14 protein-coding genes are annotated in these 19513 nt (G+C 47.5%); 4 read left to right on the forward strand and 10 right to left on the reverse strand.

The annotated features are described in order from the left end of the window. Window positions 1-162: 162 nt before the first annotated feature. Window positions 163-1302, reverse strand: coding sequence for a radical SAM family heme chaperone HemW (hemW, locus tag EPO18_RS10130; protein WP_292433245.1), 1140 nt, complete (start codon window positions 1300-1302; stop codon window positions 163-165). Window positions 1303-1460: 158 nt separating this feature from the next. Here hemW and EPO18_RS10135 point away from each other — a divergent pair, with 158 nt between their 5' ends. Both EPO18_RS10135 and EPO18_RS10140 read left to right on the forward strand, forming a co-directional pair. After that, entirely contained in the window at window positions 1461-2120 is a 660-nt protein-coding gene (locus EPO18_RS10135) for a response regulator (RefSeq protein ID WP_292433246.1), read from the forward strand. Window positions 2121-2291: 171 nt separating this feature from the next. Continuing rightward, complete coding sequence (locus EPO18_RS10140) at window positions 2292-3893, forward strand: ATP-binding protein (RefSeq protein ID WP_292433247.1); 1602 nt, start codon at window positions 2292-2294, stop codon at window positions 3891-3893. Window positions 3894-3935: 42 nt separating this feature from the next. Here EPO18_RS10140 and EPO18_RS10145 read toward each other — a convergent pair whose 3' ends face one another. From EPO18_RS10145 to EPO18_RS10170, 6 genes are read right to left on the reverse strand one after another with little or no spacing between them, the layout of a single operon-like run. Continuing rightward, window positions 3936-4364: a type IV pilin protein gene (locus EPO18_RS10145; RefSeq protein WP_292433248.1), complete on the reverse strand. Its 429-nt coding sequence runs from the start codon at window positions 4362-4364 to the stop codon at window positions 3936-3938. A gap of 54 nt (window positions 4365-4418) precedes the next feature. After that, window positions 4419-8906: a pilus assembly protein gene (locus tag EPO18_RS10150; protein ID WP_292433249.1), complete on the reverse strand. Its 4488-nt coding sequence runs from the start codon at window positions 8904-8906 to the stop codon at window positions 4419-4421. A gap of 48 nt (window positions 8907-8954) precedes the next feature. Next, a complete protein-coding gene (locus EPO18_RS10155; RefSeq protein ID WP_292433250.1) occupies window positions 8955-9458 on the reverse strand; it encodes a pilus assembly PilX family protein in 504 nt (167 codons plus the stop codon). A gap of 13 nt (window positions 9459-9471) precedes the next feature. Beyond that, window positions 9472-10515: a PilW family protein gene (locus EPO18_RS10160; protein ID WP_292433251.1), complete on the reverse strand. Its 1044-nt coding sequence runs from the start codon at window positions 10513-10515 to the stop codon at window positions 9472-9474. Continuing rightward, window positions 10512-11006 carry a type IV pilus modification protein PilV gene (gene pilV, locus EPO18_RS10165; RefSeq protein ID WP_292433252.1) on the reverse strand — a complete coding sequence of 165 codons (495 nt, stop codon included), beginning with the start codon at window positions 11004-11006 and terminating at the stop codon, window positions 10512-10514. Before pilV ends, EPO18_RS10160 begins: the two co-directional genes overlap by 4 nt. Before the next feature lie 34 nt (window positions 11007-11040). Then, a complete protein-coding gene (locus EPO18_RS10170) occupies window positions 11041-11568 on the reverse strand; it encodes a GspH/FimT family pseudopilin (protein ID WP_292433253.1) in 528 nt (175 codons plus the stop codon). Window positions 11569-12559: 991 nt separating this feature from the next. Between EPO18_RS10170 and EPO18_RS10175 the strand changes: the two genes are divergently transcribed. Next, entirely contained in the window at window positions 12560-13690 is a 1131-nt protein-coding gene (locus tag EPO18_RS10175) for a GRAS family protein (protein ID WP_292433254.1), read from the forward strand. Window positions 13691-13947: 257 nt separating this feature from the next. Further along, window positions 13948-14721 carry an IS630 family transposase gene (locus tag EPO18_RS10180; protein WP_292433255.1) on the forward strand — a complete coding sequence of 258 codons (774 nt, stop codon included), beginning with the start codon at window positions 13948-13950 and terminating at the stop codon, window positions 14719-14721. A 196-nt stretch (window positions 14722-14917) separates the two neighbouring features. Here the strand turns inward: EPO18_RS10180 and EPO18_RS10185 are convergent, their stop codons facing one another. The 3 genes from EPO18_RS10185 to EPO18_RS10195 form a co-directional block, all read right to left on the reverse strand. Then, the gene (locus EPO18_RS10185; RefSeq protein WP_292433256.1) at window positions 14918-17335 is read right to left on the reverse strand and encodes an MtrB/PioB family decaheme-associated outer membrane protein; all 2418 of its coding nucleotides are present in this window, start codon (window positions 17333-17335) and stop codon (window positions 14918-14920) included. Between the two features lie 106 nt (window positions 17336-17441). Further along, window positions 17442-18341, reverse strand: coding sequence for a DmsE family decaheme c-type cytochrome (locus EPO18_RS10190; protein ID WP_292433257.1), 900 nt, complete (start codon window positions 18339-18341; stop codon window positions 17442-17444). A gap of 160 nt (window positions 18342-18501) precedes the next feature. Then, window positions 18502-19176, reverse strand: coding sequence for a cytochrome c (locus tag EPO18_RS10195; RefSeq protein WP_292433258.1), 675 nt, complete (start codon window positions 19174-19176; stop codon window positions 18502-18504). Window positions 19177-19513: the final 337 nt, after the last annotated feature.

A 19513-nucleotide genomic window follows, 5' to 3' on the forward strand; every position in this document is an offset into this window, starting at 1 on the left:
GTAGTGAGTTTGCAGGGGATTAAGGAATAAATTGTAACCACTCAACACCGTTAAATACAATGGAACGCAGATGACGCGGATGAATATAATAAACACAGATAATTTAAGAAAAATCTTATTTAATCATAATTATCTGCGTCATCTGCGTTCTATTTTTGTCGGCTAAGTAATAACTATGAATTTCTCTAAAATATTATCCAGAAAGTTCCAACCTTGTTCCGAGCAATAATAATGATTATATTGTCGGACAAGCAAGCTTTGTTTCACACAATCGGATAACGCAGGTTCCAGCGTAGCCACCCCAAGCCCGGTGGCAGCTTGATAAGCTTCCAGAGTAAACCCCTGCTTTAGACGCAAATGGTTCATGATAAATTCCAAAGGCAACTCGCTCATATCAATAACTTCTGTTCCGCCGCTTTGGTGAGAGTCGATCAAATATTTTTCCGGGCTTTTAGGCTTAAAACTGCGAATAATTCGATGCGGTAGCTCTTGAGTGATTTTCCCGTGAGCGCCCGCGCCTATGCCCAAATAATCGCCGAATTGCCAATAGTTTACATTATGTCGGCATTGCGAACCTTGTTTGCTGTATGCAGAAATCTCATATTGCTGATAACCGTGTTCCGCCAATATTTGCTGACACTGTTTTTGTGTGCTGAAAATTGTTTCATCATCGGGCAATTTGGGCGGAAACTTATGAAACCACGTATTAGGTTCCAACGTTAGCTGGTAAAAAGAAATATGCCTAGGCTTGAGGTCAATAGCGGTTTCTATATCTATTTTGCTGCTGTCAGGATCGGCACCCGGCAAACCAAACATTAAATCCAGGTTGAAATTATCAAAACCGGATTGGAGGGCAATCTCGGCTGCACGAATAGCTTCCTGCGCGGAATGAACCCGGCCCAGATTTTTTAGTAAGGAATCGTTAAAACTTTGTATGCCTATCGACAACCGGTTGATACCCAGCGCTCTGAATTCGGCAAACTTATGACTCTCGAAAGTGCCGGGATTGGCTTCAAGGGTGATTTCCAAACCCTCTTTAAGTTCCAGCTGTTGGCCTATGCCCAGTAATAACCGTTCAATCGATTCGGGTGAAAACAAACTGGGCGTACCACCGCCGATAAAAATACTGCTTATCGGTCTAGTGATGCTATACCGCTGTATATCGAGGGCCAAATCATTCAGCAATGCGGCGATATATTCAGTTTCAGGCGTGTCGGATTTAATCGCATGCGAATTAAAATCGCAATAAGGGCATTTTTGAATACACCAGGGAATGTGAATATAAAGGCTAAGCGGCAACAAGAGATTTTTTGCTATATGGTTTAAAATACTTGCCAGTTTAACACGCGAGCCTTTGATAGATAAAACGCTAGCCGGCTTTCAAAAACTTAAGTAGAACTTAATTTTGCTGAGTTACGCTGGGCCTATTTGTGGATAACTAACTATTTTAGCGAGAATATATGCGATTGTTATTGGTTGAAGACGACGAAATATTGGGCGATGGACTGGTTGAAGGCTTAAAAATGGAAGGTTATGCCGTTGACTGGCTAACCAACGGCAAGCTGGCCGACGAGGCGCTGAAACTCAACAGCTACGAACTGGTCGTGCTCGACCTGAACCTGCCGGATATGGAAGGCCTGGATATTTTGAAAGCGTTAAGAGCGCGCAAGGATGAAACGCCGGTGATGGTTTTGACCGCTAAGGATACCGTTCCTGATCGCGTACTGGGCCTGGATAGCGGCGCCGATGATTTTGTCATTAAACCGTTTGAACTGGATGAAGTTTGCGCACGATTAAGAGCATTGGCGAGAAGAAACGAAGGCCGTAGCGCCCCTAATATTGAATATAAAGGCATTGTTTTGGATCCGGCCTCGCATCAGGTTACCTGGAACGAGGAAAAGGTCGATCTATCGCAAAAAGAGTTCGAAATATTGAGCTTTTTAATGAGCAATATCGGCCGGGTCATTTCCCGCGCCCGGCTTGAAGAAAGCTTGTATTCATGGGATTCGGACGTGGAGAGCAACACCGTCGAAGTTCATATTCACCACTTGAGGAAAAAACTCGACCCGTCCATTATCCGCACCGTCAGGGGGGTGGGTTATATTATCGATGAAGATTAGGATTAACTTTAATAATGGAACGCGAATAAAAAAGGCGAAAGACAAAAAAACAACTTTTTGCCTTTGTCTTTCGCCTTTCGTCTTGTGCCTTTTATCAGAGTACTTACCAACCTAACCCGCATCATCCCTATTCCATTTTTCTAACCATCCAGTAGTCACCACCGAGAATTAATGAATTATTCGCTACGCCAACTGCTGTTATTTAGCCTGCTTTCCGCATCCATGTTGATCTGGGGAGTAACAGCCTATATGAGCTACAAAGTCACCCGCGACGAAGTCGCCAGTTTGTTTGACGCAGAATTGGCGCAATCGGCAAAAGTGCTGCATGTGTTTGTAGAAAGTCTGGTGCGTGAAGGTTCATTATCCAAACATTGGGCGCAAACACAGACCGATGAGCGGTTACATCCCTATACCGGGCGTAAAAATAAAAGGCAAAGCGCGTTTCAACTCTGGGCTAAAGAGGACGACTTGTTGATGCGCTCCGGCAGTTCGGCTGAATCCAAAGCGCACGTATTAAGCAAAAAAAACATTGATGATCAATTATGGGACGTATTTGACGGGCTTTTGGAAGCAAGTGCTTTAGGTCATAAATACGAAAGAAAAGTCGCTTTCCAGCTATGGTCCAAAAATGACGGACTGTTACTGCGTTCGGAAAGTGCGCCCACTTTCGCCTTTTCCTCTGCAACGCATGGTTTTAGCGAAACCGACATCGATGGACATGTGTGGCACGTGTTCAGTATTTCCAGCTCAAATGATGAATATATTATTCATGTCGGCCAAAAGGAAGAGATACGCGCCGAATTAACCGATGAAATATCGGCGCAATTGGTGATGCAATTCCTGGTCGGGTTGCCGATTTTAGGCATCGTTATCTGGATTATTGTCGGACATGCGTTAAAGCCGCTCAATCGATTGGAAATAGCCTTGTCCAGGCGGGAAGCCAGTTTTCTTAAACCGCTATCCAGTAAAAAACTGCCCAAAGAAATCATCCCGGTGGTCAATGAGATCAACAACTTGTTTGCCCAGCTAGAGCAGGCCTTTGAACATGAACGCCGATTTACCGCCGATGCCTCGCACGAATTAAGAACACCGTTGGCAGGACTGCTCACCCAGGCTCAGGTTGCAATGCGCACCGGTGACGAAAAGGTCCGCCATCAAGCGCTCAAGCGAATCGAGCAAGCCGTTAATCGCATGACTTATATGGTGCAACAGCTACTGACCTTTTCACGCATTGAATCCGGCACTGAGTATTTAGCCAAAGAAACCACCGTGCTCAGCCGTGAAGTACCGCGAATCATTGCGGAACTCGATCCGGAGGCGCATAAAAAAGGGATTCACATGGAGTACGATGAAGTCAATGCGGTAACTATCGTAGCAAATACCTTGCTAATCAATATCCTGGTTAGAAACATTATCGACAATGCGATCAAATATACGCCGATTCAAGGGACCGTAAAGGTTAGCCTGATAGGCACCGAACATCAATTACGGCTATGTATTGAGGACTCGGGACCTGGCATATCGCCGGATCAATATGAAAACTCGCTAAAACGATTCCATCGTTGCGTTGAAACCGCCAATAAAGTACAGGGTACCGGCCTGGGCTTTTCAATTGTTCAGCGCATTGCAACAATACATGACGCCGAGCTTGTCTTGGATGAATCCGAATTTGGCGGTTTAAAAGTAACGGTGATTTTTACTTTGCCGACCAGAGCCGCGGTTAAAAAGAATCTTAGTAAATTAAGTTTTTTTACTATCAAGAAAAGCGCTTGAGATGCTGATTATTCAAAAAGTGCAATGAACCTATGCTGGAAATCACCAACAGTCAGTCACGGGAAGAGCGGTTGAAATACCTCTAGCTCCGGTTTGCGTTAATGATAGCGTGCCGCATTTATCATTGGACTGAGCGCCGGTTGGCGCCGCATTCAAGGTGTAGCTGCTGGCAGTCACAGCATTAATAGTCAAATTATAATACGGTGTGCCCCCATCTACCGGACTGGTGACCGAGAAAATAGTTGGACTTCCGGTATTACCGTCAGTCGTACCAGCTCCTAAATAACTGTTCGTTTCTGTGAAATGGCGCTCCATTGCATTAGCGAACCCCAGTAACGCCCCTTTCGCATCCGCTCGACGCGATTTCATGACGCTATCCTGATAGCTGGGATAAGCGATACTTGCAAAAATACCCACGATTGCCACGGTAACCATCAGTTCAATTAAAGTAAAAGCTTGTTGTTTGTTCATGTTATTTAATAAATGAGTGAAAAATTAATATTGAGCACGAACGCTCTGTATTGCTTAACGTAATTGTCGCCAAGATTGGCGACTTCCACCGCCGGATGTCGACTCCGTCGTGCTCTCCAATGATCCCGAGGATCCACTGGTATATTTGTATTCAACAGTTCCCGCGCTTACTACACCAGGAGTCTTAATAATACCTACCGTTGATTTTTTACCGGATACCGATATGTTATCGTCACTACTGTTGACACTATTATCGCCGTTAGTATCAACAAGTTTAACCATATCTTCGATATTGATAATGCCATTACCTGTTAAATCGAAAGGCGTTTCATTAAGACGGTTACCTGTAAGCGCGTCCAACTCCATTAGCCAACTGCTGCCTCCAAAAGAGCATTTGCCGTTATCGGGCGTCATGGTGGCAAAAATAATTCGCCCGTTTCTTAATAGTGCCTGCACAACTACGCGCTCGCCGGCAGCGGTACTGGGCGGTGTTAGTAAATCCATGTACCAGCCTTTTTTGTCAGGATCGCCATGGACATTAGCGTCATTTTTGGATGTCACCCGTACACTAAAATTACCCTTGGTGCCTTCAACCAGAATGGATTGTTGTACCAGTTCTGAACGTACGGCATTGGGGGAGCTACTGCCGCATGTGTCGCTGGTGCCGGCGCGTTTTACGCAAAGGTCTTTAATGCCGTAAAAGCTTTGTGTTTGCGGTGATGCAGGTACGGTATTGTCACCGGTTTCAAAATATTTACCGGTTCCTACATAAACCAATACCCCGTATGTGCCTAATGAAGGTGGATGTAGACCTGCCTGCGGTTTGGCTGTAATAGGCTGGACAACTCCAGAGCTGTCTTTAGCTATAAATAGCGGCTTGGGGGTACTGCCGGTTTTGAATGCCACCTCCCACTGGCTTGCGGTGCTGCTACTGACATCGAATTTCCAGAGATTCCCTTTAAAATCGCCTGCGTAAATGGCATCAACGATACGATCGCCGTTAACGTCAACACAAATAGGCGTTGATAGACCATTCGGACTGCTGGCATCGCCGGTTTCCGTTGAGATTGATTTGATAAGCGCGCCGGTTTTTATATCGACAATATACAGTACGGCTTTTTGATTGACGCTGTTGTAACCATTACCGAATACCGCGGCAAAATTACCGTTCGCCATGCGCACGATCGAGGCTTGGCCTAGCATATAGCCTAAATGATTGGTAAAGCCATAGCGTTTATTACTGCCTGATAGATCATCTGTCAGATCAGTTGCCACGGGGGCGGAACTGGCGTTGATTTCCCATAACACTCTATTTGCAGTAAAGCTTGTTTCAGCGCTCGCATAGTTGGCCGGGTTCAGAAAAGTGACATCCAAAGCGAAGATGCCCTTGCCGCCGGCGCCCAAGGTTTCAACCAGTGCGGTCCGCCACTCTTTCTGACCGTTGCCATCGGCATCGAAATAAGCATCGCCGGCAATAGGAGCACCGTCGACAAAATATTTATGCTGACCGCTGCTTAAGTAGGTCGGGGAAGTGAATGCCGATAAATTGGCTAATACAGTGTGGGGCACATAAGCGAAAAGCTCGTTTCCGTTGCCGGTACCCGTGATATTGGCGTTAAAAACGTGCAGCATGCCATCGTTTCCGCCAATTGCCACCATCGGTGTTCTGGCCTTAAACGCAGCACTGTTACGAAAAGTTAAGTAATTACTGCCTTCGGCGCCAGGCAGTTTATCAAAGCCAAAATTGCGGTTACTGTTGATAAACCACGGGTCGGAATTAACCAAATCACCCAATAATGCGTTTGTACCCGTACGTTTGCGTAGCGAACCGAAGGGTTGTTCGTTAGTTTGGTCGCCACGCAGATAGTCGACTTGGTTTTCGGTAAGCAATGCCTGCTGAGTCGCATTCAAATTACTCCATAGAAATGAAATGCCCTTTGGTGTCGCTGTCGGGTTATAACTAAAAATCGAACGGTCATTCATGCCTTGTGCGGTTACCCGTTGCCCGGCATCCCAGGTTGGATTGCTGGCGATGCTGCCATTGGCATTGATCGAATAGGCGAGTAATTGGCCTGTCCAATCGCCACTGTTGAATTTAGCTTGGTAAACAACGCTGTTGGTGTCCAGGCGGGTTGAATTGGTGGTTACCGACGCTGATGACCCGGATTTGACCAGTACATCGTTAAGAATGGTATCCAGCGCATTTTCCAGAAGCGCGGGATTGGAAGCCCTGAAAAATGCATCGGGTATGCCATTGTTATCTTTATCCCAGGATTGGTTGGCAGGATTATCCGCCAAACTGGAATCGACAGTATCGAAACCGCCGTATTTGGCTGTGTACCACAGCGGGTTTTCCAGTAACTTGGTGCTGGGTGTGCCTTGGGTATAGCTGGTGGTCGTGGGACTTGTGACGCCGGATGGTAAAGCAGCGCCTAAATTGAAGTTGCTGCCTCCGGGACGCAAAATCGGCAGCACGACGCCATCGCTAGTGGTGCCGGTTATGGTGTAACCAAAGCGCAATGCATGCCCTGCAGCGGCTTGCAGTACGGAAGCTTCGACTTTGATGGTCGTATTCCCCGCACTGGGAGTGGCATTATTTGTGGCGCCCGGCGTGCAACTTGAACCTACACAGAATTTAAGTCCGGCGATGCCGTCCATGTCGTAATCATTACCCCAGGTTGAATCTTCCCAGTTGACTTTTAAACTGCCGGAAACCAATTTGCCGTCGGCATAGGTGAGGCTTTCCACCGTTAAATCGGTCATGCTGCAAATACGCCAGTTGCTGGTGGCGGCAGTTGCACTGGCCGTAGAATTGGCTTCGCAAGCAGGCAGCAAAGTGACGGTGCCGTTGCCGACGGGGATTTCAAACTTCGGTAAGCTTTCTGCAAGAGCTACGCTGTAGGTATTAACATTTTGTTTTCCGTCCCTATCGGAGCGCAAGTCGTGGGTGCGGGCGTAATAAGCCAAACCGGCGATATTATAGGTGCCTTCCAAACTGGGTACTTCAGGGCAAATGCCCGCCACCGACGATAAATTACTGACCGACTTGGAGCTGCACTGTTTATTGTTCGTAGTGCCATTGCTGCCGACCAAATAGTCGCCGCTAATGTTTTCTGCGGTGCCAACGGCGTCGGTTTCGGTTGCGGCATTGATGCCCAAATCGTTGCTGAGCTCATTGCCATCAAAAGAGTTAAGCCCCGTTGAAATCGCTATGACTGAATTGGTTGCGCACCATTCGGCGGCAGGCATCGGATCGACCCAGCTGACCTGGGGCAGTGAGGGAATGAAAGTGGAATCGCTGGTGTCAAAAGCCGTCGTCGGATTAGCCTTACCGGCCAGATAACGCAACGATTCCAAATAAGTTTCGCTTAAAGGGTTGCCCCATTCCACGCATTGCCCATTATTAAAACTGAGCAAACCGGGGCTGTTGCAGGAACTTTGGTAAACATGATTGGTGAAATCATAACTGCTGATTCTAAACCGGTTCAAGGCATTGATAATGCCGGCATCGGTAGTTGCCTGATTAAGAAATTGACCATTGGTTTTATCGATCTCGTTGGCGCTGCCGGTACTGTTGTCAAACATCTGGTTCACGTTGCGGCGTAACACACCGCCCGATTTGTTTTTATTCCAACTGCCGGTCATCAAGCCGAAATACACCGGTTTGCTGGCTTCGGCGTATTTTTGCAGCAAACCGGTGGGTTTCTTATTGCTGCCGTAAGTTTTGCAATTGGTTTCTTCCAGGCCCGATACGCAAACCTTGACCCGTACATTGAGTCCGGTGTCCGCATTTGCGCTTACCAAGTTGGCACTATTGGCCGGCCGTGTTCCTGAGCCCCACTGGCACTGGGTTACTTCGGAAGCTGCCCAGCTTGGAAAACTGCCGCTCGCTATCCGCAGCAGAGGGGGGTAGGTGGTGGTGCCGGCATCCTTGGCAAGGCCGGAGCCCTGAGTGAGGTTACACAAACTGATGGACGTTTGGGCATAAGGGACGTATTTTTGCATATCCGTTGTTGATGCCGCGGTAAATACCTTGGCGAAGGAATGCACATCGTAAGGTATCAAACTGCGTTCCAGTACCGTATCGGTAGTATCCGTGGATCGAAAACCGCCGTATAGCACTTTGCGGATAACGTCCATTCGCGTCATCGTGGCCCAGTTCAGGAAGTTGCCGCTCCATTGACTGCTACAGTGATGGCTGTTGGCGCCTATTGCGGCACTTGCCGGCTCAAAGCGGCTATTGGTGTAGGTGTAGCATTTTTGATTATCGAAATAGCCGTAGTAATCAAAAGTATCGATATAACTGGTGTCCAGTGTACCGTTGTTATCCAGATCGGAATAATCGGTATAAGCTTTGATGTAAAGCTGGTGATCGCGGGACATGGTGAGCATGACTCGTGGCGATGCCGCCTGCGAAATGGTCAATGGCGACTGGGCAATGTTTAAATCCACAGCAAAAGCTGTTGGCAGCATGCTCGAACAGGCGGCAAAGACAACCTGAAAAACGATATACAGGCATCTTTTAGTGTTGTTCGTTTTCATGAGAGCCGCTCCGATTGTGTGTGGCGATATTCGGGTTTGATAGAAGAATTAGCGTTTATAAACCGATTGCAGTACGACAACGGCAGTACTGGTACCACCAACTGCTCGCGCAGTGATCCGATATAATTCATTTTCGTTGTAATTCCCGGCATCCAGAGTGCTGCTGCCGATAGTGTTTAATTGTTGAATCACATAAAGAGGGGCACTGGCCGTATGGCTTAAAGAGGGCGCGCTGTAGGTTACCGTGTTGAAGCTTGACCAATCGTCGTTCTGTTGAGGCGGCGTGGCAACTTCATTGTATAAACCGTCGGTGCCTGTTGCTGTGAACGTGGGCAAAGTGGCTTGCTTCAAAAATGTTTCGCCGCCACGCAATGCCGCTTCTGCCGCTTGAAAAGCAATATTAGTGTCCCTGCTGTTTCCGGCCATTTTCTCTTCAAGGCCGGTTACTTGACTGGCGGTGATGCCGATTAAGGTGAGCAACAGCAACATAATCATACTGACGGGCAGCACCACGCCGGATTGATGCTTAAATGGGGAATATTTGTTTACCATTAATATCTTCCTTTTATGGCAACCGATTGCGTAACGCAATGGTTGAAGTAAAAACCCGCCTGATTCGTCGATCGGTCGGCGTGACCGTTGCGCCGTTGTATGTATAGGCTACCGGCTGAGCGGCTAATCCGTCATTCATGCTTCTTACTAAAACACTGACGCGGATGCTGACCACTTGATTCATATTGAGTCCGGCTGTGCCCGCAGGCACATAATAATTGGCCGTGCCATCCGGCGTTGCATCAGTATCTGCACCATATAAAATCTGCATATTCTCAACGCCCTCAATCAATTCGATAGGATTAGTTGTGCTTACAGATTTGGAATTATCCAACCGCCATAATGCCGGTTCACCGCTGGCATTGTTACGGATAAAAAAGCTGTATGATCGATATGCCAATAATTCTGCATCCGAACCGTAAGCCTTACTTAGTTTATTATCGGAATTTTGATTTTGGGCATGCGCGATAGTCTGGATTCCGCTGCCGGATGAGGCGTTCGTTGCTATGAAAATGTCCGTTGAGCTGCAATCGGAAATCATTAGCACATCATAAGCACTGATATTGCAGCTGTTAACTGCCGGTATTTGAATATTGGCGTTTACTGAAGCCAAATTACCGGTTAAGTAAGCGCAACTTGCGCCAAAATGATAAGTGATCGCATCGGTTCCGGCTACGCAATCATTGGAGGCACCGCATGCACTGGCGCTCCAATTATTGGCAACATTATTGATACCGATAAGCGGCGTGCTAAGACCGCCGGCAAGCGTAACAGGAGCGGGGTTCGGATTGGGATTTTGACGAGCGACTATAACGTTAGGAGTTATTGATCGGGTTGCACAACCCTGAAATCCCATCATGCGATTATCCCTTGTAATAAAATCCATTACAAACCGGCCATTTTCCTGAAGCCTGGACAGGTTTTCCTGCATTCTATAGGTCTGTCTGGAGCCGAGAAAAATTTGCATGATGCCGCCTATTAAGAACGCACCCAATAACATGGCTATCATGAGTTCTACCAGCGTAAAACCTGTTTGCGGGCTTTTAGGCCGTTTCATAACTGAAAGCTCACTGAGAAATTCGGGTCGGAAGTGTTGACTGCCCCATCACGGTTATCATCCCAATTAACGGTAATAGTAAAAACCCGAGTTGCAGCGACAACCGTTATCGTTCCTGTACCGCTGGGCAGGGTGCTGGTTAAGGCGGCATTCCACTGGAATAGGTCATTTTGAGCCATTTGCGCACCGGTACAGCCGGTCGTGGTTTTGCAGCTTGCCTGATCTGCGGCAGCTGTCGGGGCCATAGTTACAGTAAGGTATGTACCGGCTGTAATAACATTGCCGGTTGCCGGATTTATACTTTCATTTTTATTAGCCCGCATTCTGTCGGCCATGTCATAGGCCAACTGTGTAGCCTGGCTACGATTATAGGCGCTCAGGTTATTTTTGATGCTGGCAGCTTGAAGTCCTGCCAGCCCGAGTAAGCCGACAGCTAAAACAAGCGTCGCGATTAAAACTTCAATTAAGGTAAATCCGCTATTTTTATTCATAAGGCATCAGAGGCCAAAAGAGTTTTTGGTTAGATTAAGGACATGCTGTTGTTCCTTGATACGTTCTTGACCGACCTACAGCATTTATTTCAATTGCACGGGAATTCAGGGTGTCGGCTGAACTATCGCATAATCTGAATGTGTCGCCGATAGAGCTTAAGCTTAAGCCGCTGGGCAAATAAGCCGCAAAATCCTGATAGCCGGCAGTCCCGGTTCTTAAGGTAAAACCGTTCGTTAACGCCGGGTAGGTTTTTAATAAAGTATCTACAGTATCTAGTATGCCATCTCCGTCCAAATCGGTAAAAATATCCCAACCTGAATCCCAGTTTTGATTTGTACTTCCTTTCCTTCTGACGCTGACTTGCACACCTCGTTTAACGGCTTCACTACGCGCCAAATTTAACGAGGTAACCAGCTCATTGGCATAGGTCGTTAGCCGGGTGCTTCTTATGACTGAGCTAAAGCTTGGTATGGCTATGCCTACAAGAATAGCGACAATGGATATCGTGACTATGAGCTCAATCAAAGTAAAACCAAGGCTTTTTGTTAACTTGTTACTCATCAGCGATCAATCTCCATGCATTATCGGTTTTGAATACACCTAATCAAAATACAAAACATAGTATCTTTTATATTCAATTCTTAAATATTAGGCTAGGGCAAGCACAGCTAATCACAAGCTGTTGGTATTACGACGGCATTACTGCCGGTATCAAACGTCGCATTATAGGTTTTGAATAGAATTAATGAAGTAACTATTCAGCACATCAAGAAAAAAAGGAATAATTCCTGATTAGTAAAGCGCAAAACAAACTTGGCTCTGAAGTATCCCCACAAAATATTTATATGCCACCGAACGGCAGATCAAGGTCAATAGCGGCTCAAAACATTCGCCGTATTCGCTAATTTTTCTCGGCAAAATCGCCTGCCGCTATGTTGCGTTTGAACTATCGGATGATTATTTAAAACTGGCGCAGGCACTCTTAGTAGGCTATTTTGAAAAATTAGAGGAAAGATAATTCGTGGGAATACGTCAGAACCTGACCCCCTTTCTTTATGCATGCCGACGATTTCTGCCGGTTGCGGGCGCTCCTTGCTTCTCCCCTCATCCTTCCGTTTACCTTCTCCCCTGCCCGCTACCGCGACCGAGGCCTGCTTTCTGTTGGGCCCGGCCAACACACCACAACTATTTAGTTTTCAGATACTTGGCTTGAGCATCCCGTCATGGCGTTGGGGCTTCCCAACAATACCCGATCGGCCACGGTTCCACGATAAACTCGTATCCCTTTGTTGTTAATGGCGATTTTAATGTTGGCACGATCTTTTCACTTAGTTTGGGCATGGAGCGGAAAAACCTCTCCATGACACCTTAACAACATAATAACAATTCACCCCCAAACAGAGGAAAACGGTCATGAACATTCACACGCACCCCGGCATTTGCACATTCTCGGCCTGTTGGTCTAAGCGAGCATCGCAACGAGTTCCCACTTCGGAGACTCCGAAAAATACCATCCCAACATTTTCCGTCCTATGAGCACGAGGTCCCGAGTATGAAAAACGTTCATGAAAAATTAACGCAAGGATTTAGCGAACAACAGGCTTTCGCCTTGCTTTCTGCAACTGCGGAACATCTTGAAAACGGCCGCTCCCCGGAAGCGGAAACATTATTGACGTCGCTGATCGAAACCCAGGGCGCGCATTCCGTCTCGGCAAACGTACAAAGCCTGATCTTCGCCAAGGCATTGTTGAAAAATATCAACGAAGAAAAGGCCGAAGAGGCCAACCTGTATCTCAAGGAGTTCGATATGCCACAGATCGAACTATTCGATCTTTTGGCAAAACACGTGCCGCTGGTGAATATCCCGGGGCAAATCGTCAATGAGATGATCTGCCAGTTTCTCCGGCAAAGTGAAGAATATGTGCTTCTCGACATTGGCATCGGTTCCGGCCGGCAGGAAATCAGGCTGCTCGAAAAACTGGCCGCACATTCCTGCCGGAAATTGACTTTGATCGGTATTGAGCCGGCGGTTGAGGCCCTCAGGGAGTCCGAAAAAGCCATCCGGCAGAAAGCCGATGAACTCGGCATCGAATTGATGTTTTATCCCATCGGCAAGAAGATCGAAGATTTCAACAGGGAGGACTGGAATTTTCTGGAAAACTTCAGGGGAAAACTGGTCATCAACGAGGCGTTCTCTCTGCACCATGTGGTCCGTCACCACTCCCGAGGCGATCTCAAGGACCGGGTGATCGAGCGATTATATGGACTGGATCCGGTGTTCTTCGTCCTGACCGAGCCCCATTCCGATCATGAAACCCCGAGCCTGAGCCGGAGATTGGCCGAGGCTTGGTCCCATTTCGGCGCGACCTTCAGGTTCATCGACCAGTTATCCGAGCTGGATGAGCATCAAAAGGCTGCGCTCAAAACCCGGTTCTTCGCCAGGGAGATTGAGGATATTCTTCAGATGGATGATTCCCTGCGGGTGGAACGCCATGAAAAAGCCGAGCAATGGATTTCGAGGCTTCAGAAAACCAAGTTTCGCACTCTGGATTTGAAAGACTTCATGAGGAACGTCGGTCTTTCTGCCGGAAGCGCTCTGAAGCTCTCCGTCCGACAGGATTATCTGAGTCTCGATTTCGAAGATCAAACTATTGTCTCGATCATCGGTGCTCAAGCGGCGTAGGACAGGGGGTATCGACATGCGCGCCAAGTTATGAGATCAAGAAGCGCAGAATCCTAACTCCCTGCAAGCCTTATGGAGTTGAATCACGGGTTCTGGCAGGGTTTGCAAAGCACGCCGCCGGGGACGCTTCTTACTGACCTGCTGGCATAAAGGCCAGTTCGCTTCTTGCCGACGGTGAACTTCGAGGATCCAGGCATCCACTTGGTTCCTGACCATTTTCAGGAGGCGCCAAGGCTCGGCTGGTCGAGTCGGCCCCCTTGGGTGCCGAAGAGCTTCTGGATAACGAAACGGAACGGGTAGAACTTGAAAACGAGCTGGAGCAGGCTCCCTATCGAGCTCGGTTGTTGCCAGCACGGTTTCATGAGCGAACCGGAAAAACCGTGGCCTTTTCAACGATCAAGCGTTGGCTGAAAGAACGTCATTGGGTTTGGAAACGCTGCCGGCGAAGTCTTAAGACGAAACAAGATCCTGTTGCCTTCGAGGAAGGACAGCGTGCGCTGCAGGTCCTGAAAACCCAGGAGGTCGCTGGCGAGATTGATTTGTTTTTTCTGGACGAAAGCGGTTTCAGTGCCGGTACCTGTCTCCCTTACGCATGGAAACCCCAGGGAAAAACGCTTGCGCTACCGGCAAATAGTCCAGGCCGCGTGAACGCCATCGGATTGGTGAGCTTGCAAGGCGCCAGTTATTTTCATACGGTCGAAACCACGGTGACTTCGGCGAATATCACAGAGGCCATGGCCGGTTTTATATGTTTCCGAATCACCGAAAAATTGACGGTAGTGGTCATGGATAATGCACCTTTTCACCGAAAAGCCGAGCGAGAAAATCAAGCACTTTGGTTGCTAAGTGGCGTGTGGGTCTGGTTTTTGCCGCCTTATTCGCCAGAGTTAAATCTTATTGAAATTCTATGGAAGAAAATCAAATACGAATGGCTGCCCTGGGAAGCTTACGCCAGTTTTCAGACGCTTCGCTCCGCCTTGCTGGACGTCTTGCATAACTATGGCGAAAAATACCGGGTTAATTTTGTATGAGTGCTTACGTAGCTGTAAATTTCACTACATTGTTAATTTTTGCCCCCTTATTCAACTTTATTTCCAACAAATTTGAAGATCAAAAAACCGCAACAAGCCGAAATGACCAGCCTTAAGTGAGAGAACAACAAACTTGAAAAGGAAATATACAAGATATTTCAGGTTTCACCCGCTACAACTGCCTACGCCACATCATTCACTGAATTCGGTACTGTATAAATACGCCGAAAACATGATTGGCATAATTTTCAGGAACGGCATTTAGAAAAAGATGATTGCCGATCAGAGGCGAGAGTCCATCATAGTGCCAGTCTTGTGTACCGCTGTGTTCATAACGATGGTAGAACCGCATTGATACATCCTTGTGCAGATTCCACCTTAAGCCGGTTTCCAAAACTTGCCGGGTAAAAGTAATGGCCGGAAATGTATTATTAATTGCCTGGCTTCTGATTTCCGGATTGGCGAAAGCCAGATTGGATACTGCATCATAGCCAACATCAGTGTGCGCCCAATTGTATGAATAACGCATGTCGATGTCGAACGGGTCAAATTGGTAACGAAAGCCGAGCCCTACTAAGTGGTTGATGTCGTCAACGGATTCTTTCCAGGCCGCAACATAAGGAAAGCGTCTACCGCCGGCATTGGGGTCGGCCGAAAAGCCGACGTCGTTGATATTGCTCAATCGGCTTTGCTGCTTCTGAAAACTGTAGAAAGCATAGGCATTCAATCGCGGCGAAGGCTGATAGTTACCCTCCAAGTTGGCCGAGATGGTCCGGGCGCTTTGTAGTCCATAATGGGCGTTATAGTCATTGTTTATCCAGTTGACGGAAGCAAGTAAATCCATGTCGTCCCGCAGCAGAAAATTGGCCTGGGCTTTAATCTGGTTCTGGCGCCGGTCACTCAGGTCGTATTTTCTTAAATCGGCGAGCGTATACGGTGTTACACCATTGGGCAGCGCTGATTTGAATCCGATAAGCGAGTCGGTGTAGAAGGGCATATAGGGATTGTAATCATAATGGCTGCCGTCCCGAATCGCGTATTCGTAAGATAAGCGTAAAGTCGACCAGGATAATGAGCGATTGGATAAATGAATCTTCAGATGATTTTCATCGGTCCGGGCGCGTTCCCGGTAGGCAGGGTCATGTTGTTCAAAGTGATAGCTAAAACCCGCTGTAGTTTTGTAACTAAGCCGGTAATCACTATCGAAAAACCACTCCATAACCTTTTGCGCAAAAGGAGTGCTGCGATACCGAAATGAGTTTTGCGGCGATGCCGGCCTGAAAACCTCGCCGCCTTCCGAACCGTCTTCGAGGACATAGCCGAATTGATTGGTCAATGGATTAAACGCTGTATAGTTAGTATCGTTATCTTCGTCGTAATGGCGAAATTTTGCTTTTAGCGTTAAAGGATCCCATGGCGTCAATTGCAGGCCTATTTGAAACAGCTTGTTGGTGATCTTCGCATTGGCCGTCTTTTGCGATAGCGATGCTGTGGAATTCCACTGGTCCATATTAATGCCGGTAAAAGTCGAACCCGAATTGATGGTCGAAGGGAGCAGATCATCATCCTGATGCATTTGCGACCACGATAAGGTTGAGGTCAATTGCCCCTGTAGCGGCAATCTATAGGCGAGGTCGGTTTTGACTTGGTGGAAAGTGTTATCGGGATACAAATCAAAGCGGCCGCGTTCGACGATAAAGTTAGTGTCGGGAAGATTGGTAAAAGGGTTATCAAACGTTAATTGACCTTTATTATTCGCAAAAAACGAGCCGGTATAGTTCAGATTGAGTTCTAAACCGGTATTCGCGTAGCTAAAACCGGAACTTATTTCGTTGGTTGTATAATCGATGGGCTCGATGGTTTCGACCATACCGCCCGAGTTTTCGGTGCTATAGAACGGGGGCAGAAACGATCCGCCAAAAGCCCGCTTGCCCTGACGCGTTTGATGGGAATAATTGGCGGAAAATTTAGTACTCAGTGTCGGCGTATAATCAACGCCGATATTGCCTTCCTCCCTGTTTATGCCAAGACCGGGATTATAAGCCGATGCCAAGGCTTGCCGGATCTGCTCCCGGCTATTGTTACCGGGTATCAGTCCGAGTGGTAATGTCAGGTTTTCGCTGCCGACGCCTTGAAACAAAGTCACGGCATTGTCGGTATAAGTATGCGGTGTTTGGTTGAAAAAGCCGTTAATCTTGAAACTACCGAGCTGTCCTGTCGATAATTGATAATATTGATCGTTACGTCCGACGCCGCCGCCTTGAGCCTCCAGAAAATATCCTTTGCGTTCCTGCCAACCCGATAATGCGAAGTAATTGAGCAAGGGCCCATTGCTCCAATCGCTGTAATCACTGAATTTCGAAGTCGTTTTATTACCGCTGCCGAATAAATAGCCAAAATCCAGGCTGCCCCGGTATCGCCAGTCTTCATTCAGTTTTTTATAGCTTAAAGGTTCATAAGGGGTATCGTACAGTAACCCGCTCGGCGTTCTGGAAGGGTGTTCTTTGATAGCGGAAAGCCCCGCCTGTGATTTTGTCCGTGTGATATCTGTTCTGGTGGGATTGAGATTGTTCCCGGCTGGGCTGCCTGCGCCTATGGCTGACGATGCAAACATAAGCGATGTACTAACGATTATTCCGCTAACACGCCTAAAAATAATGTAGCGGCTACCGCCGTATCGGTATCGGCCGGTAAAGATCGGCAGCCGCGTCGCTGCCAACCTATCGGTGAAACAGTACGCCCGACGAATGATTGGATCCATGAATCTGGGCATGGCAGTTTTGACAGCTTCGGTTAATGAGGCGCGCATCCGGATTGGATCCGGCCGCCAGATTCGCGGTCGTCAACAAATCGTTGGGATGTCCCCGATTGGTATGGCAAGACTGGCATAAAAACGGTCTGGCACTGACCAGTAATGACTCGTGATTAGAGCCATGCGGCTGATGGCAATTAAGACAGCTTTCCCGAACCGGCGCATGCTCCCAAATAAAAGGGCCGCGCTTTTCCTGATGGCATTGATAACAAAGCTGATTGACCGTATCGGCTTTAATCAATGCCGATGTGCTGGAACCGTGGGGATTATGGCAATCGGTGCAGGTTACTTTTCCTTCGGGTAAAGGCATATGTGAGCGTTTCCTGAACTCGGCACGTTGTTGCTGATGGCAGCTATAGCAGGTCTGGTTTATGCCGTCTTTGCGCAGCAAACCTTTATCAGAAAACTGAGCCATTGGATTATGACAATCGCTGCAACTCAGATCGTTCATTTGATGAGCGGATCCTGACCAAGCGATACGCTCTTTGCCTCGATGACATTGCAGACACATGGAATTCTGTTGGTTGATCGTAGAACCTGACAGGCGAGTGAATACCATGATTTTCGATTTATCGGCGGGATCCGACACATGTTCCGATCCGGGACCATGACAGGTTTCACAGCCCTGGATCTGTGGATTTTCCGGCGCGGCAAGATTAGGAATGCGCGCATGGATCGTATGAGACCAGTGGTTAGTTTCAAGTTCATGACAGCTGGAACAAACACTTTCTCCAACATAATGGGCTTGGATTTGAGCTTTGTTCAGTTCCGGCTTTAACGATAACGGTGATAATGGCGAACAACTCATTATCGCCACTATGCCTGCGATTAAACTTAGATAAACTAGACTCATACGCGTGATGAGGAATCCGTCATTAATTACCGCCTTCTCATAATATAAAAATGATCCAATCCACTAAACCAGCAATGCTCAAACCTCATTGCTGGTTTAGTGGATATTATTGTACTTAGGGTATAACGGTAGAACTTATTAAGGTAAACATCACCGGATTAGAGTCTGTTACCAATGTCATTTCGGCACTTACCCGACCTTGGCTGATGCCATTTTGTACCAGCTCGACAGAAGGAATAGTCAATCCCCCTGTTTCAGGGAAAAAAGTCGCGGCATTGTCTGAGGACGCGGTAGTCGGCGCGGCCCTTTCTAATACGAAGCCAATACCGGTTGGACTAGTGTCGAGAGGGATTTGTCTAAGAGTTGCTTGGAATTTATAATTGCCGATATTAACGACAGGGAGTGTCAGAAGAGAGTTATCGGACAAGGTGGCAACAGACAAGGTGGCTCTGGGGAACCCGGCATTTTGCCACGCGAGCATGGCGGTTCTTTGCTCTTCATCGAGCAGCGGGATACCACTAGAAGCGGGCGGCATCGTCATCAGGTTCACGGCTCTTTCGATAGCACGAGTAGCATTCGGTAGCGTTGCCTCATAAGTATCCCAATTGACAGACGACGGTGCGCCGTTACGAGCCGAACCGACCAGATTGGATGAATGACAGAACAGGCAATTGGTTGCGAATACTTTCTCCCGAATGCCGTTTGCACCTTCATAGACCGGATCAATAGCGAAAGCATGGCCTGTGATAAAAAAAAGAAATAGTATGGTGAACGTGCTTTTTATATTCATAAGGGTACCTCCTCTATGTATGCTTGAATTAATAGAGCCACTAACATTCACTTTCCTATAACACAAGCCTATGCAGGCCATTGAAACTTAAAACAATTCCTTTTAGAAATTGAATTAATAGAGGTTCCTTTAATAGAGTATTGACATAAAATTGGACATATTGCCCAGACAAATTGCCAGCGAGTTTAAGGACGTTTCGAAAAATACTGTTTGCCGTTCTCTCGCAACAACCTGGATACACGCTTTCGAAGATAGGACGAATTTTTAGAAATTCCCTTAAGATGGTCTCGTCTTCGTTACAGCGAGTTCGATGTTCCACTGCTTCAGAAGAATCCTG

The organism is Methylobacter sp., assembly GCF_004322395.1.
In the GTDB taxonomy this organism is placed as follows: domain Bacteria; phylum Pseudomonadota; class Gammaproteobacteria; order Methylococcales; family Methylomonadaceae; genus Methylobacter_A.

Excerpts from the sequence above, each read along its gene's own strand:
- EPO18_RS10140 (WP_292433247.1), top strand. The coding sequence starts at position 2,292 with ATGAATTATTCGCTACGCCAACTGCTGTTATTTAGCCTGCTTTCCGCA.
- pilV (WP_292433252.1), bottom strand. The coding sequence starts at position 11,006 with ATGAATAAAAATAGCGGATTTACCTTAATTGAAGTTTTAATCGCGACG.
- EPO18_RS10145 (WP_292433248.1), bottom strand. The coding sequence starts at position 4,364 with ATGAACAAACAACAAGCTTTTACTTTAATTGAACTGATGGTTACCGTG.
- EPO18_RS10170 (WP_292433253.1), bottom strand. The coding sequence starts at position 11,568 with ATGAGTAACAAGTTAACAAAAAGCCTTGGTTTTACTTTGATTGAGCTC.
- EPO18_RS10150 (WP_292433249.1), bottom strand. The coding sequence starts at position 8,906 with ATGAAAACGAACAACACTAAAAGATGCCTGTATATCGTTTTTCAGGTT.
- EPO18_RS10155 (WP_292433250.1), bottom strand. The coding sequence starts at position 9,458 with ATGGTAAACAAATATTCCCCATTTAAGCATCAATCCGGCGTGGTGCTG.
- EPO18_RS10185 (WP_292433256.1), bottom strand. The coding sequence starts at position 17,335 with ATGTTTGCATCGTCAGCCATAGGCGCAGGCAGCCCAGCCGGGAACAAT.
- EPO18_RS10190 (WP_292433257.1), bottom strand. The coding sequence starts at position 18,341 with ATGAGTTGTTCGCCATTATCACCGTTATCGTTAAAGCCGGAACTGAAC.
- EPO18_RS10195 (WP_292433258.1), bottom strand. The coding sequence starts at position 19,176 with ATGAATATAAAAAGCACGTTCACCATACTATTTCTTTTTTTTATCACA.
- EPO18_RS10175 (WP_292433254.1), top strand. The coding sequence starts at position 12,560 with ATGAAAAACGTTCATGAAAAATTAACGCAAGGATTTAGCGAACAACAG.
- EPO18_RS10160 (WP_292433251.1), bottom strand. The coding sequence starts at position 10,515 with ATGAAACGGCCTAAAAGCCCGCAAACAGGTTTTACGCTGGTAGAACTC.
- EPO18_RS10135 (WP_292433246.1), top strand. The coding sequence starts at position 1,461 with ATGCGATTGTTATTGGTTGAAGACGACGAAATATTGGGCGATGGACTG.